General features: G+C 53.9%; 14 protein-coding genes and 1 other RNA gene. 3 read left to right on the forward strand and 12 right to left on the reverse strand.

The window, feature by feature from the left end:
• Positions 1 to 188 precede the first annotated feature (188 nt).
• The 7 genes from Q9J80_RS10375 to ffs all read right to left on the reverse strand — a co-directional run bounded on the left by Q9J80_RS10375 (position 189) and on the right by ffs (position 6,011).
• Complete coding sequence (locus Q9J80_RS10375; protein WP_002217326.1) at positions 189 to 359, reverse strand: rubredoxin; 171 nt, start codon at positions 357 to 359, stop codon at positions 189 to 191.
• A 647-nt stretch (positions 360 to 1,006) separates the two neighbouring features.
• Positions 1,007 to 2,098, reverse strand: a complete 1,092-nt coding sequence (locus Q9J80_RS10380; RefSeq protein WP_301911985.1) for an acyl-CoA dehydrogenase family protein — start codon at positions 2,096 to 2,098, stop codon at positions 1,007 to 1,009.
• Positions 2,099 to 2,233: 135 nt separating this feature from the next.
• Positions 2,234 to 2,782: a carboxymuconolactone decarboxylase family protein gene (locus Q9J80_RS10385; RefSeq protein WP_301911986.1), complete on the reverse strand. Its 549-nt coding sequence runs from the start codon at positions 2,780 to 2,782 to the stop codon at positions 2,234 to 2,236.
• A 149-nt stretch (positions 2,783 to 2,931) separates the two neighbouring features.
• The gene (locus tag Q9J80_RS10390; protein WP_304674180.1) at positions 2,932 to 3,303 is read right to left on the reverse strand and encodes a DUF2628 domain-containing protein; all 372 of its coding nucleotides are present in this window, start codon (positions 3,301 to 3,303) and stop codon (positions 2,932 to 2,934) included.
• A gap of 183 nt (positions 3,304 to 3,486) precedes the next feature.
• Entirely contained in the window at positions 3,487 to 5,178 is a 1,692-nt protein-coding gene (gene dld, locus Q9J80_RS10395; protein ID WP_304672871.1) for a D-lactate dehydrogenase, read from the reverse strand.
• 96 nt (positions 5,179 to 5,274) lie between these two features.
• Positions 5,275 to 5,694, reverse strand: coding sequence for a hypothetical protein (locus tag Q9J80_RS10400; protein WP_301672889.1), 420 nt, complete (start codon positions 5,692 to 5,694; stop codon positions 5,275 to 5,277).
• Positions 5,695 to 5,914: 220 nt separating this feature from the next.
• Positions 5,915 to 6,011: signal recognition particle sRNA small type (gene ffs / locus Q9J80_RS10405), an RNA gene on the reverse strand.
• A gap of 260 nt (positions 6,012 to 6,271) precedes the next feature.
• On the opposite strand from ffs, the gene Q9J80_RS10410 reads away from it, so the two are divergent.
• Together Q9J80_RS10410 and Q9J80_RS10415 are read left to right on the forward strand one after the other, a co-directional pair.
• On the forward strand, positions 6,272 to 10,105 hold the full coding sequence (locus Q9J80_RS10410) for a DUF3683 domain-containing protein (protein WP_301672893.1): 3,834 nt from the start codon (positions 6,272 to 6,274) through the stop codon (positions 10,103 to 10,105).
• Positions 10,106 to 10,181: 76 nt separating this feature from the next.
• A complete protein-coding gene (locus Q9J80_RS10415; protein ID WP_304671702.1) occupies positions 10,182 to 11,183 on the forward strand; it encodes a tRNA dihydrouridine synthase in 1,002 nt (333 codons plus the stop codon).
• 50 nt (positions 11,184 to 11,233) lie between these two features.
• Here the strand turns inward: Q9J80_RS10415 and Q9J80_RS10420 are convergent, their stop codons facing one another.
• The 3 genes from Q9J80_RS10420 to greA all read right to left on the reverse strand — a co-directional run bounded on the left by Q9J80_RS10420 (position 11,234) and on the right by greA (position 12,342).
• Positions 11,234 to 11,416 carry a hypothetical protein gene (locus tag Q9J80_RS10420; protein WP_003674521.1) on the reverse strand — a complete coding sequence of 61 codons (183 nt, stop codon included), beginning with the start codon at positions 11,414 to 11,416 and terminating at the stop codon, positions 11,234 to 11,236.
• Positions 11,417 to 11,587: 171 nt separating this feature from the next.
• Positions 11,588 to 11,731: a hypothetical protein gene (locus tag Q9J80_RS10425; RefSeq protein ID WP_301668196.1), complete on the reverse strand. Its 144-nt coding sequence runs from the start codon at positions 11,729 to 11,731 to the stop codon at positions 11,588 to 11,590.
• A 134-nt stretch (positions 11,732 to 11,865) separates the two neighbouring features.
• The gene (greA, locus tag Q9J80_RS10430; RefSeq protein WP_304671704.1) at positions 11,866 to 12,342 is read right to left on the reverse strand and encodes a transcription elongation factor GreA; all 477 of its coding nucleotides are present in this window, start codon (positions 12,340 to 12,342) and stop codon (positions 11,866 to 11,868) included.
• Between the two features lie 391 nt (positions 12,343 to 12,733).
• On the opposite strand from greA, the gene aroA reads away from it, so the two are divergent.
• Positions 12,734 to 14,035: a 3-phosphoshikimate 1-carboxyvinyltransferase gene (gene aroA, locus Q9J80_RS10435; protein WP_304671705.1), complete on the forward strand. Its 1,302-nt coding sequence runs from the start codon at positions 12,734 to 12,736 to the stop codon at positions 14,033 to 14,035.
• 71 nt (positions 14,036 to 14,106) lie between these two features.
• On the opposite strand, the gene purE is transcribed toward aroA, so the two are convergent.
• Together purE and Q9J80_RS10445 are read right to left on the reverse strand one after the other, a co-directional pair.
• Positions 14,107 to 14,592 (reverse strand): 5-(carboxyamino)imidazole ribonucleotide mutase, encoded by a 486-nt coding sequence (purE, locus tag Q9J80_RS10440; RefSeq protein ID WP_118013270.1) that lies wholly within the window; start codon positions 14,590 to 14,592, stop codon positions 14,107 to 14,109.
• Entirely contained in the window at positions 14,589 to 14,930 is a 342-nt protein-coding gene (locus Q9J80_RS10445) for a hypothetical protein (RefSeq protein WP_127206988.1), read from the reverse strand. The genes purE and Q9J80_RS10445 overlap by 4 nt, the downstream gene beginning before the upstream one ends.
• Positions 14,931 to 15,127: the final 197 nt, after the last annotated feature.

Here is a 15,127-nt window from a genome sequence, read left to right on the forward strand (position 1 = left end):
GCGTTGCCTCGCCTTAGCTCAAAGAGAACGATTCTCTAAGGTGCTGAAGCACCAAGTGAATCGGTTCTGTACTGTCTGCGGCTTCGTCGCCTTGTCCTGATTTTTGTTAATCCACTATAAAACGGCGTTCCCTGCCGCCGCAGGCGGAACGCCGGATAACGGGGTTTTCCCTAAGGGTACGGCTGCCGCTATATCACGAAATCCAACAGGTAGAAATCTTCTTTGCCTACGCCGCATTCGGGGCATTTCCAGTCGTCGGGAATGTCTTCAAACTTTGTCCCGGGGGCGATGCCGTGTTCGGGGTCGCCGTGTTCTTCATCGTAAATCCAGCCGCAGGGGCCGCACATATATTGCGCCATTTGTGTTTCCTTGTTTTTTGTATAGTGGGTTAACAAAAACCGGTACGGCGTTGCCTCGCCTTAGCTCAAAGAGAACGATTCTCTAAAGTACTGAAGCACCCGTACTATTTGTACTGTCTGCGACTTCGCCGCCTTGCCCTGATTTTTGTTCATCCGCTATAAATCAGGGTTTGGAAGGATGGTGCGGTATCCGCCCGGTTTTTTTGGGGTTGTTTTTTTCGATAGATTCCTGTGGTTTTTCGATTACTGGATTCCCACTTCCGTGGGAATGACGGTTTGGAGGTTTCGGTTTTTTCGATGGATTCCTGTTGCGTTAGGGGGCTGGATTCCCGCTTTTGCGGGAATGACGACCCCCGCTCCCGCGTCATTCCCGCGCAGGCGGGAATCTAGTCTGTTTGGTTTCTGTTTTTCCGATAGATTCCTGTGGTTTTTCGATTACTGGATTCCCGCTTTTGCGGGAATGACGGTTTTGGGGTTTCTGTTTTTTCCGATGGATTCCTGTGATTTTTCGTTTGCTGGATTCCCGCTTTTGCGGGAATGACGGTTTGGGGGTTTCTGTTTTTTCCGATGGATTCCTGTTGCGTTGGGGGCTGGATTTCCGCTTTCGCGGGAATGACGCGGTGGGGGTTTCGGCATTTTCCGCCTGTTTATTTTGCGGCTTCGATTGCCGCTATTTCTTTGCGTAGGTGTTTGATTGCGGGGGTTACGATGGCAACGAACATCGCTTCGCGGACGCGCCTTTGGGCGGGACTGCGCATCAGGTAGCCTTTCGCGCCGGAATGCAGGGCGGCGGATTGCGCGGCGGCAAGAGCCAGTACGGCGGCGGCTTCGCGCAGCTTGAGGGTGGCGAGGTTGTCGGGCGTGTTGTCCCACGCCAATCCGGCAAGCCGTTCGGTTTCTGCCCACGCGCCGTCCAGCCTTGCTTTGAGGCTGTCGTAGCCGTCGTCGAGGTAGCTGTTGACTTCGGCGTTGACGACGTTGGCGAGGCGGATGATGCCGAGGCTGCCCTCAATCACGCCCGCGCCGATGCCGATTTGCAGCAGGATGAAGCCTGCTTTGATGCTTTGGATATAATCGGCAAACTGTTCGGGCGCGGCGATGATGTCTTCATCGGGGATAAATACGTCTTTGAAGTTCAGGCTGAAGGTGCGCGTGCCTTCGAGGGCGCAAAATTCGGGGCAGTTTTGCAGGCTTACGCCTTCCCATTGTCCGCCTGTGATAAACATAACGTAACCGCCGCCGATTTGGGCGGTATTTGCCCAGATGTGGTCTTCGCCGATATTGGACACCCACGGCAGCGCGCCGTTGACTTTGTAGCCGCCGTCCACGCGTTCGGCTTGGAGGTTGTGTTTTTCAATACCGGCAAGGTGTTTGACGGTATTGGACATTCCGGTGCCCGCCAATACTTTGCCTTGCAGGATGTCGGCAAGGTATTTGTCTTTGACGGCTTGGTTGGGCGTTTGGTGCAGATACCACGCGCAAGCCGCCTGACACCACGCGCTGAAGGAGGTTGCGCCGCATTCTTTGCCGATTTCGCGCAATACGGCGATTTGCGTTGCCAAACCTAAGCCGTTGCCGCCTTCTTCTTGTGTGCCGACCGAGGCATATCCGCCGATTGCGCCGAGTTCGCGCATAAATGCTTCGGGGTAGTATCCTTTGCGGTCGATGTCGTCCACTATGGGTTTGAGCTTGGTTTTGACGAGTTCGGCAACGTTGGCAATCAGGGTTTGGGCGTTCATCTTTGTTCCTTAAGGTTTGCGGGGGAATCGGGGGCGCGGCTGATGGGCGGCTGCTTCCCCTGCCGCTTGGGCGGCTTGTTTTTGTTTGAGGGGGTGTTTTTGAAAAACCGCCCGATATTCGGGCGGTTTGCCGTATCAGGCATAGGCCTGCAATTCGGGGTTAATTTCGGTTTGTCCGAGGTTGTTGACGTAGTTGCACAGGGTTGCCAAGGCTACGCCCATCACGACTTCGACTGCCTGCTGCTGGTTGTAGCCCGCATCGAAAAATGCTTTGAGTTCGTCGTCGGATACCGCGCCTTTTTTCGCCATTACGGCTTGGGTGAAGGCGGCGAGCGCGCCGAGTTTGGCATCGTCAAATTCGCCTGCCGCCAAAGCGCGGGCGGCTTTGAGGGATTGTTCGGAAAGGAGTTTTTTCAGGGTTGCGAGTTTGGTGTGCCCTGCCACGCAAAAGCCGCATTGGTTGGTGCGGGCGGCGATGATCTGGATGACTTCGATTTCGCCGGCGGTCAGGCTGTTGGCGGCGTTGAGCTTGCCGACTTCTTGGTAAAACGCCAAGGCTTCGGGGGCGTTTGCCAATACGCCGATGAGGTTGGGGATGAAGCCGTTGTTTTTGAGTACCGCCTCGACGCGTGCTTTGGCGGCTTCGGGGGCGGTTTCGAGGGTGTGTACGGTTAAACGTGCCATTTTCTTTCCTTGTTCGCAAATATTGGGGACGGGCGCATAGTACGCATTTCGGAACGGAATAGGAAAGACTGATTGGTTATGTGCTGCAAACGAAAAGTTATAAGGAATGCCGTCTGAAGCCTTTCAGACGGCATAGCGGGGAAACGCGCCTAGCCGCGCCCGCGCCCGAAATATTGCGCCAATGCGGCTTGGGGGTTGGCGGCTTCGACTGTTTCGGGCAATTCGGTATAGCCGCGCGATAAAAGGTGGCGTGCATAAAGGCTGTTGCCCTTTGCGCCGAACCAGACGGAAACCGCCAAGCCCAATACGTTAAACGCCGAGTCTGTGGCGGGCGTGTCGCCGTAAACCAGTTGGGCAAACACCGCCAGCACGAACATCGCGCCCGTCAGCCCCAGCCCCAAACCCCACATTCTTTTGAAACACGCCCACAGCGTGCCGAACAAGAGCCCCGGCCATGACCAGCCTTGTTTGACGGCTTGGGGCGGCAGGGCGGGATGGGTGTAGATTTTGTATGGTTTCATCGTGTTTCCTTAATGCTTCAAACCTGCCTTCGGGCAGAGTCGGGCGCGGCTGCCGGAAGGTTGCGCCCGTGTGCCGATATACGGCTTGAACACGGTTGCCCGTCAGGGAAGGCAGACCCGACAATGCCGTCTGAACGGTGTTTTGCCTTCAGACGGCATTGCCTGCCTTCAAAGCGGACGCGCTTATTCCGCCCAGTTTTTCTTTTTGCTGGTTTTGCCGATACCCGGGTTGAAGCTGTTGGTCGGGTCGAGTTTGCGGTAAAACTGTTTGAGCGCGGGCTTGGCTTCGTACAAATGACCAACATTGTGTTCGGCGGGATATTGCGCGCCGCGTTGGTCTAAGAGATGCAGCATTTCGTGTTCCAACGCCATGCAGTCGTTGCCTTTTTTGATGATGTAATCCTGATGGAAAACGTGGCACATAAAATGCCCGTAATACAATTTATGGATGATTTTATTGTCGATTTCCGACGGCAGTTTTTCAAACCAGTCGCGGTCGTCGCGGCGCAGGGCGATGTCGAGCGCTACCAAGTCCTCCACTTCGTCGTCGTGCACGGAACGGTAGCGGATGGCGGCGGAGGCGACGGCGAAACGGTGCAGCATCGCGGCTTGGGTTTCTTCGGCGTTGCACTCGAAAAACGCGCCGCCGTGGTGTGCAAAATATTCTTTTAAGAACGCGCGCGCTTCATCTACGCCTTTTCCGCCCATTTTCAGAATCAGGTGGTGTTCGTATTTGTCGCGGTAATCGCGCATGGATTTGGGCAGGTGGTCGGGCAGGAATTTGCTGACGAACTGCATTGCCTTGTCGGAAAAATGTTTGGGCAGGAAACTGACTTTTTTGCCGAATCGATCCACGCGTGCCTTCAAGTCAAATAATTTCGGCAGTTGGTGCGTACCGAATTTTTTGATGACGTAAAACGTGTCTTTGCCGTACACGTCGGCAATGTCGAAAGCGTGGCGGTGGATGTATTCGCCAGAAACGGGCAGGCTTTCAAATTCGCCCAAGGCGGCGCGGCGGATGTCGGTCAGCTCGTTGATGTCGTTCGTGCCGATGTAGAACACGGCGGTTTGTTTTTCTTGCGGGAAGGTGTCCAAACGGACGGCAAAAACCATCAGTTTGCCCGCGCAGCCCGAGGCTTCGTAATGGCGCGCGGGGTCTGCATTGAAACGCGCGGCGGTCGGTTCGTCCACTTGGCGGACGTGTTCGCAATAGGCGTGGTCGTGTCCTTTGCCAGCATCTTGCGTAATGTCTTTGTTTTGATAATGATGACCTTGAAGATTGGTCAGGATTTCTTCGGGCGTATCGCCCAAGTCTATGCCCAAGTGGTTGACCAGTTCCAACCTGCCCTCTTCGTTGATTTGGGCAAACAACGCCATTTCGGTGTAGGCCGGGCCGCGCTGTACCAACGCGCCGCCGGAGTTATTGCACACGCCGCCCAAGACGGACGCGCCGATGCAGGATGAGCCGATGACCGAATGCGGTTCGCGCCCCAAGGGTTTCAGCAGCAGTTCGAGTTGGTTCAGGGTCGAACCGGGCAGGCAGACGACTTGTTCGTTGTTGTTGATGGTTTGGATGATGTTCATCCGCATGGTGTTCACAATCACGATGTCGCGGTCGTAATCATTGCCGTCGGGGGTCGAGCCGCCGGTCAGTCCGGTATTCGCCGCCTGCGTAATCACAATCACGTCTGCTTCGACGCACGCCTGCAGAATTTTCCACATTTCCAGAATGGTTCCGGGGCGCACCACCGCCAACGCCTTACCCTCGCCGAAGCGGTAGCCTTGGCGGTATTGTTCGGTTTTCGCGGGGTCGGTGATGATGTATTTTTCGCCGACGGTTTGGGTCAGGCTGCTGATTAATTGCGAGGCGTTCACGGTACTCTCCTATCGGGATAAGCGGCGGCGCAAATCCCGGTACGCCGCCGTATGTTCAATTTGGATATTTTGGTGCGGCAAGTTGCACGCTGCAAATTATTTTTGGTTAAAGAAATAATGTAATTTAATATTTTTGGCATTTGCCGCGTTTTCCAAATCGGCCTTGTCGCTTTCGCTGTCGCCCATCATATAGACACTGACATTGTTTCCGACTTTCTTTGCATAGTTTAAGGAATAAAGTGCGGTCGCCTTATTAAGCATTTGGCTGCTTCCCACCACGCCGACGTTGATATTGTCCGCGCCGAGCATTTCAATCATATTTGATGCCGAAGGCGATCCAGATGTTTTAATCATTCCGACAGCCATTGCATCGGAAAGCGGGTTATTTGTCGCGGGAACCTGCACAACGACAGAGCGTTCTCCCTGCGGCATTTCAACCATCAACCGACCTACATTGACACCTGTTGCGCAAGCTGCAAGCATACCGGTGAGGGTTATCATTAGAAGTTTTTTCATTTGCCTACTCCTTTAGTCTTTAATCAAACTGCCCTGTTCGTCATAAACTTGAAATTGAACCATACTTCATTTTTATGAAGCCGATTCTTCATTGGCCTGTATGGATACATTGTAATGATGCGTTATGGCAAAGTAAAGAAAATGCCGTCTGAACGGCTTTCAGACGGCATCGGTGCAATACGGGAACGCCGGAACATCGAAGCTCCGGCGTTTCAAATAGGGTGGCGAGCCAAACCTCCGGCACTGGCGCATCGGAGTGGGCTGCTGGCTTCCGCCCCTGACCCGGTGTTCCGACTTGCCATGCGGGGAGACCCGCCTCAGAGAAACGGCATTATAACGGGTTTTCTGAAAAACTCAACCGTTTTGATACGGTCATACGCCGGAAACACCACCTAAAATTTATATTTGATAATATTGTCAACAATTTCTCAAAGCGTTATTTTGTTTCTATAAGGGTATTTCCTGTTTCGGCATTGAAAAATATCAAAAATTGAACTACATTATCGCCTTTTCAAACCCGCCTGAAACCGACTTTTCAGACGGCATTCAAATAAAAACTACCAAACACGGACACACCATGACCACGACTACCGCACCGCAGCGTATTCGGGAAATTCCCTATAACTATACTTCTTATACCGATCGCGAAATCGTCATCCGCCTGTTGGGCGACGAAGCGTGGCAGATTCTGCAGGACTTGCGCGGTCAACGCAAAACAGGACGTTCGGCACGGATGCTGTTTGAAGTGTTGGGCGATATTTGGGTGGTCGTGCGCAATCCGTATCTGGTCGATGACTTACTGGAGCATCCGAAACGCCGCGCCGCGCTGGTGCGGGAAATGCGCCACCGTTTGAACGAAATCCGCAAACGCCGCGACGATAATCGGCAAGTCGATGTGTTGGTTGCCGCAGCAGAAAAAGCAGTCGAGCGTTTTGATAGCAGTTTTGATGAAACCAGCCAAAAACGCCATCAAATTTTGGAGCGTTTGAGCAAAATCACCAAACCGCACAATATTATGTTCGACGGGCTGGCGCGGGTAACCCACGTTACCGATGCAACCGACTGGCGCGTGGAGTATCCGTTTGTCGTCGTCAATCCCGACACGGAGGCGGAAATCGCGCCTTTGGTGCGCGCCTTAATCGAGCTGGATTTGGTCATTATTCCGCGCGGCGGCGGCACGGGTTATACCGGCGGCGCGGTACCTTTGGACGCAAACAGCGCAGTCATCAATACCGAAAAACTCGACAAGCATCGCGGTGTTGAATACGTTGAGCTGGCAGGCTTGGACGGCAAACATCCGATTATCCATTGCGGCGCAGGCGTAGTAACCCGCCGAGTGGAAGAAACCGCGCATCAGGCAGGTTTGGTGTTCGCCGTCGATCCGACTTCCGCCGATGCGTCATGCGTGGGCGGTAATGTGGCGATGAACGCAGGCGGTAAAAAAGCCGTGCTGTGGGGGACGGCGTTGGACAACCTCGCCTACTGGCAGATGGTCAACCCGCAGGGCGAATGGCTACGCATCGAGCGCGTGCGCCACAATTTCGGCAAAATCCACGACGAAGAAACCGCCGTGTTCGACGTTCATACGCTGGATTCAGACGGCCTCAATATCGTTAAAACCGAACGTTTGGAAATCCCCGGCCACAAATTCCGCAAAGTTGGTTTGGGCAAAGACGTTACCGACAAATTCTTGAGCGGCCTGCCCGGCGTGCAAAAAGAAGGCACGGACGGCATCATCACCAGCGTCGCCTTCGTGTTGCACAAAATGCCGAAATACACGCTCACCGTGTGTATGGAGTTTTTCGGCACGGTCGCCACCGCTACGCCTTCTATCGTCGAAATCCGCGATTTCCTGCTCGCCCACGACAGCGTGCGGCTGGCGGGTTTGGAGCATTTGGACTGGCGTTATGTCCGCGCCGTCGGCTACGCCACCAAAGCGGCAGGCAAAGGACGTCCGAAAATGGTCTTGCTGGCGGACGTGGTTTCCGACGACGAAGCCGCCGTAGAGGCAGCCGCCGAACACATCTGCGAACTCGCACGCGCCCGCGACGGCGAAGGCTTTATCGCCGTGTCGCCCGAAGCCCGCAAAACCTTCTGGCTCGACCGCAGCCGCACCGCCGCCATCGCCAAACATACCAACGCCTTTAAAATCAACGAAGACGTGGTGATTCCGCTGGAGCGGCTGGGCGAGTATTCAGACGGCATCGAACGCATCAACATTGAGCTTTCTATCCAAAACAAACTCAAACTCTGTGCCGCCTTGGAGCAATATCTTTCGGGCAAACTCCCCATCGACAAAATGGGAACAGACCTGCCAACCGCCGAACTGTTGGGCGAACGCGGCAAACACGCCCTAGCCCACGTTTCCGCCGTCAAAGCACGTTGGGACTGGCTGCTCGCCCATTTGGACGCGCCGCTTGCCGACTATAAAGCACGCTATGGCGCAGCCGTCCACGCCGCGCCCGAAGCCAAAGACAATGAAAGCTGCTTCATTGCCTTCCGCGATTTCCGCCTGCGCGTGTCTGTCAAAGCAGACGTAATGAAGCCGCTTTCTGAAATCTTCAGCGGCAAAACCGATACCAAGATTATCCAAGGTTTGGGCAAAATCCACGCCAAAACCGTACGCAGCCGCGTCTTCGTCGCCCTGCATATGCACGCCGGCGACGGTAACGTTCATACCAATATTCCGGTTAACTCAGACGATGCCGAAATGCTTCAGACGGCCTACCGTTCTGTGGAACGCATTATGAAAATCGCCCGTTCGCTCGGCGGCGTGATTTCGGGCGAACACGGCATCGGCATTACCAAGCTCGAATTTCTGACCGATGAAGACTTGCAGCCGTTTTGGGACTACAAAAACCAAGTCGACCCCAAACACACCTTCAACCGCCACAAACTGATGAAAGGCTCGGACCTGCGCAACGCCTACACGCCGTCTTTCGAGCTGTTGGGCGCGGAATCGCTGATTATGGAAAAATCAGACCTCGGCACGATTGCCGATTCCGTCAAAGACTGTCTGCGCTGCGGCAAATGCAAACCCGTCTGCTCCACCCACGTCCCGCGTGCCAACCTGCTGTACAGCCCGCGCAACAAAATCCTCGGCGTGGGGCTGTTGACCGAAGCCTTCTTATACGAAGAACAAACCCGGCGCGGCGTTTCCGTCAAACATTTTGAAGAACTGATGGACATCGGCGACCACTGCACCGTGTGCCACCGCTGCGTCAAACCCTGCCCCGTCAACATCGACTTCGGCGACGTAACCGTAGCCATCCGCAACTACCTTGCCAATTCCGGCCACAAACGCTTCGCGCCTGCGGCTTCAATGGGTATGGCGTTTTTGAACGCCACCGGCCCGAAAACCATCAAAGCCCTGCGCGCCGCGATGATACAGACCGGCTTCCCCGCGCAAAACTTTGCCTACAAAATCGGCAAGCTCCTTCCGATCGGCACGAAAAAGCAAAAAGCCGAACCCAAGGCAACCGTCGGCAAAGCCCCGATTAAAGAACAGGTTATCCATTTCATCAACCGCCCGCTGCCCAAAAACGTACCCGCCAAAACTCCGCGCTCCATGCTCGGCATCGAAGACGACAAAAGTATCCCCATCATCCGCAACCCCGCCGCGCCCGAAGATGCCGAAGCCGTGTTCTACTTCCCCGGCTGCGGTTCCGAGCGTTTGTTCAGCCAAATCGGACTCGCCGTCCAAGCCATGCTCTGGCACGTCGGCGTACAAACCGTCCTGCCGCCGGGCTATATGTGTTGCGGCTATCCGCAGGACGCGGGCGGCAACAAGGCAAAAGCCGAAGAAATGAGCACCAACAACCGCGTCGCTTTCCACCGTATGGCGAACACCCTCAACTACCTCGACATCAAAACCGTCGTCGTCAGTTGCGGCACTTGTTACGACCAGCTCGAAAAATACCGCTTTGAAGAAATCTTCCCCGGCTGCCGAATCATCGACATCCACGAATACCTGCTCGAAAAAGGCGTGAAACTCGACGGCGTGAAAGGTCAGCAATACCTCTACCACGACCCTTGCCACACACCGATTAAAATCATGAACGCCACCCAAATGGCAAGCAGCCTGATGGGGCAGAAAGTCGTCTTAAGCGACCGCTGCTGCGGCGAATCCGGCATGTTCGCCGTCAAACGCCCCGACATCGCCACCCAGGTCAAATTCCGCAAACAGGAAGAAATCGAGAAAAACCTCAAAGAGCTGCCGCAGGGCGAACCCGTCAAAATGCTCACCTCCTGCCCCGCCTGCCTGCAAGGCTTGAGCCGCTATGCCGACGACAATAATATGCCTGCCGACTACATCGTCATCGAAATGGCGAAACACATCCTCGGCGAAAACTGGCTGGATGAGTTTGTGAAAAAAGCCAACAACGGCGGCGTAGAGAAAGTGTTGCTGTAACAACGGACACGGAAATGCCGTCTGAACGCCGAAAGCCTTCAGACGGCATTGTTTAAACCCAATACCTACCCAAATCATGATTGACGGACAAACAAACGAACCCAAACAAAAAAACCGAATCATCCTAGCCCCTATGCAGGGGTTGATAGATGATGTGATGCGCGACCTGCTGACGCGGATAGGAGGCTACGACGAATGCGTCAGCGAATTTGTACGCATTACCCATACCGTGCATTCCCGCGCCACATGGTTAAAATATATCCCCGAAATCGCCAACGGGAACAAAACGCCCGTCGGCACGCCCTGCACCGTCCAACTTCTGGGCAGCGATGCGGACAATATGGCGGCGAATGCGCTGGAAGCCGTCCGCTTCGGTGCGGACAAAATCGATTTGAACTTCGGCTGCCCCGCTCCCACCGTCAACAAACACAAAGGCGGCGCAATCCTTTTAAAAGAGCCGCAACTGATATTCCATATCGTCAAAACGATGCGCGAACGTTTGCCCGCACATATTCCGCTGACGGGGAAAATGCGGCTCGGCTATGAAGACAAAAGCCCTGCTTTGGAATGCGCCTGTGCGATTGCCGAAGGGGGCGCGTGCGGACTGACCGTACACGCGCGTACCAAAGCCGAGGGTTACGAACCGCCGGCGCATTGGGAATGGATACGCAAAATCCGCGATACCGTCAATATTCCCGTTACTGCCAACGGCGATGTCTTCAGCCTTCAAGACTATATCGGCATCAAAACAATCAGCGGCTGCAACAGCGTCATGCTGGGGCGAGGCGCGGTCATCCGCCCCGATTTGGCGCGCCAAATCAAGCAGTATGAAAGCGGCCTGCCCGTTACGGATACCGATTTTGCCGAAATTTCCAAATGGATACGGCTCTTTTTCGATTTATGCCTGGCAAAAGAGGCAAACAATAAATACCCGATCGCCCGTCTTAAACAATGGCTGGGGATGATGAAAAAAACGTCCGGCCCGGCGCAGACGCTGTTTGACCGCGTCCGAACGGTTAAGGATGCGGATGAAGTACGCCGAATCCTGAACGCATTTGAGCATGAGATGAATGTTTGACTGTCTCCCATGCTTCAGTCTGAAAATCTTTCAGACGGCATTTCATATCTTTATTGCTGCTTTTCTTCCGTATCCGGCGTATTTTTGTTTTTCAGCTTTGCACCCAAGCCCAAACGTCTTTCATAATCCGATTGGGGGGTATCGTCTTCCTGCATGCCGAATGCGCTGGCATTGACCCACAGCGACAGCAGCGAAACGATAAAGGCGAAAAAGCCGACTACATACCAAAACATTGCCCCTCCCGATTTGTTAAAATCATATCAAATACGGTACCGAATCTACCACAAGCCCATGGTCAAATAAATCTTCTACCCGCATTATTTCATTCATTTACTTTGGAAATAAAAAAGGACACCTGAAAATTTTGCAAAACTTTTCAGATGCCCCGATTTGACAAATTCGAATCAACCGCCGCACGCACCGCAGCAGCCGCCCTCGCTGTGTCCGCCTTTTTTGTCGTTATCGACAACGGGCAGTTCGACTTCTTCGTTTGGTTTTTCTGCATTTTCGGGCAGGTCGTTGACTTTGATTTTAGCAGTTTCGCTCATTTTGCCACCTCGTGGAAAACAGTTTAAAAGGTTCGGAAATATAGCATGTTTAACCCAAGCATGAAAAGGGGAAGCCGCATGCAAAATGCCGCCTGAAGCCCAATCAGGGCTTCAGACGGCATTTTACCGCCGAATCAAATATACCGGACTTCGATAATGTCGTATTCGCGTACGCCGCCCGGAGCCTGAACTTCCGCCGTATCCCCTTCTTCCTTGCCGATTAGGGCGCGTGCAATCGGAGAGCCGACATAGATTTTGCCCTGTTTGATGTCGGCTTCGTCTTCGCCGACAATTTGGTAGGTAACGTGTTCTTCCGTTTCCAAATCTTCCAGCGTAACCGTCGTACCGAACACGATTTTGCCTTCGGCGTGGATTTCGGTCGGATTGATGATGTGTGCAACGGAAAGTTTGTGTTCCAACTCGGAAATGCGGCCCTCGATAAAACCTTGGCGTTCTTTGGCGGCTTCGTATTCGGCGTTTTCGGACAAATCGCCGTGCGATCTGGCTTCGGCAATCGCTTCGATCACTTCGGGGCGCGCCACGCTTTTGAGCTGCTGCAATTCCTGTTTCAGCAATTCCGCACCGTGTACGGTCAGGGGGATTTTTTGCATCGGTCTTTTTTCTCCATATTCCGGCACACCGGTTTGCGGCAGCAAGCATACCGCGTACCGTCTTGCTTTGTGCGTCCGGATATTAAAATAAAAATACAAGCCGCCCGGAAAATCGGCGGCTTGTCTGTCGTTGAACAGCGGCTATTCTACCAAATTCTATGAAATTGGCAATCGTGCCGTGCCGTCGGCAAACGCGCTATGTCTGCAACAAAAGCCGAAAATATGCCGGCAAAAAAATTTTAGAAACAAAAAATTTAAAAATAACCAATTTTCGGCACAAAAAACCACATTTACGGGCTTTAAAACCGAAAATGCCAAACCTGAGATTTTTCAGACGGCATTTGCACCAGTATAATGCAGGCTGTCTTTATCCCTATATTAACGTTTTGCCATGACCGAATCCGTCCGCCTCCCCGCCGCCCGTCTCAAACCTTCCACCGTCGCCCTGCCCGGCTCCAAAAGCATCAGCAACCGCACCCTGCTGCTCGCCGCCCTGTCCGACAATGCTTGCGAAATCCATTCCCTGCTCAAATCCGACGATACCGACCGTATGTTGGAAGCACTCGATAAACTCGGCGTTGAAATCGAATATCTTGCCGAAGGCCATCTGAAAGTGCACGGCACAGGTGGGCGTTTCCCCAACCGCTCTGCCGATTTGTTTTTGGGCAACGCGGGAACCGCGTTCCGTCCGCTGACCGCCGCGCTGGCTGTTTTGGGCGGCGATTATCATCTGCACGGCGTGCCGCGTATGCACGAACGCCCTATCGGCGATTTGGCCGATGCGCTGCGGATTGGCGGCGCCGATGTCGAATATCTCGGCAACGAACACTATCCGCCGCTTCATATCGGCGAACGCCAAGACAACGGCGAACGCGTGATTCCGATTAAAGGCAATGTGTCCAGCCAGTTTCTGACTGCCCTCTTGATGGCGCTGCCGCTGACCGGGCAGGCATTTGAAATCCGTATGGTCGGCGAGTTGATTTCCAAGCCCTATATCGACATCACTTTGAAACTGATGGCGCAATTCGGCGTACAGGTTGCCAATGAAGACTACCGCGTCTTCAAAATTCCCGCCGATGCGCACTACCACGCGCCCGAACACTTGCACGTCGAAGGCGATGCCTCCAGCGCGTCCTACTTCCTCGCAGCCGGTTTGATTGCCGCCACGCCCGTCCGCGTTACCGGCATTGGTGCAAACAGCATACAGGGCGATGTCGCCTTTGCCCGCGAGCTGGAAAAAATCGGGGCGGACGTGGTGTGGGGCGAAAACTTCGTCGAAGTCTCGCGCCCGAAAGAACGTGCCGTCCTAGCCTTTGATTTGGATGCGAACCATATCCCCGATGCCGCCATGACCCTCGCCATCGTCGCACTTGCCACAGGGCAAACCTGCACGCTGCGCAATATCGGTTCGTGGCGCGTCAAGGAAACCGACCGCATTGCCGCAATGGTGAACGAGTTGCGCAAACTTGGCGCGGAAGTCGCCGAAGAAGCCGAAGCAATTCACATCACCCCGCCCGAAACGCTGACGCCCGACGCCGTCATCGACACTTACGACGACCACCGCATGGCGATGTGTTTCTCGCTGGTTTCCCTGTTGGGCGCACCCGTCGTCATCAACGACCCGAAATGCACCCACAAAACCTTCCCGACTTATTTTGAAGTGTTCTCATCGCTGACCGAAACAGCGGAATAAGATGGAAAAATGCCGTCTGAAACCCGAAACAGGGCTTCAGACGGCATTTGTGTATTCGCGGACGACGGGTTTTAAATCTGTTCCAATTCCATATTCAAAACAGCCTGTTCCTGTTTGGCTCGGAAGTCTGCCAGTTTTTGAGCCAGTTCTGGATTTTCATTGGCCAGCATGGAAACGGCAAACAATGCCGCATTGGCCGCGCCTGCCTCGCCGATGGCGAATGTGGCGACAGGTACGCCTTTGGGCATTTGTACAATCGATAAAAGCGAATCTTCGCCGCGCAGGTATTTACTGGGGACGGGTACGCCCAAAACGGGGACGGTGGTCTTGGCGGCAACCATGCCGGGTAAATGCGCCGCGCCGCCCGCACCCGCGATGATGGCTTTGATGCCGCGCGCCCGTGCGGTTTCGGCGTATTGGAACATTAAATCCGGAGTGCGGTGTGCGGAAACGACGCGCGCCTCATATTCTACGCCGAACTCTTCAAGAAACTGCGCTGCCTGCCGCATAACGGGCCAATCGCTGTTGCTGCCCATGATGATGCCGATTTGTATCATAAATCCTCCTTGGTGCGGATGGGGTAAAAAGCGGAAAAGACGCGCTGCGTCAGGAATCCCTCCCCATCAAAGTGGTAAGTCCATTCCTTATCCTCCTTGCGTCGTCCGCCACGCTCATAAGTGGCTTCCTTACCGAAGCGGTCAGGATAGATATTGCCTATTCGATCTGGGAGCTTATAGAGTATATCTACTTCATCATAACGAGCGGCGGCCAAAGTACCCACGACATCATAGTCAAACTCTGCCGTATATGTCCCTGCCGTGAGTCTTTGGTTTGCACTCAAAGTCGTGTGGCAGCACAATAGATCGAGTAAGAATGCCCCAAAAACTAAAGACAAGAGCCTCTTCCTGCAAAAGCTATAATTGGAACGATGTGCGAACAATACTATAGTAAAACTCAGCATGCTTTGCAGGACACCTCCTGTATACTTTCTCATTGAGAAATGCTTTGAGTGTATTATTCCAGCCCTTTAAGTCGTTGATTCTAGGTTGATATGATCTCAATATACTCTTTGTATTCTAAGGGGATAGGTAG

The organism is Neisseria blantyrii, assembly GCF_962747855.1.
Lineage (GTDB): Bacteria > Pseudomonadota > Gammaproteobacteria > Burkholderiales > Neisseriaceae > Neisseria > Neisseria viridiae.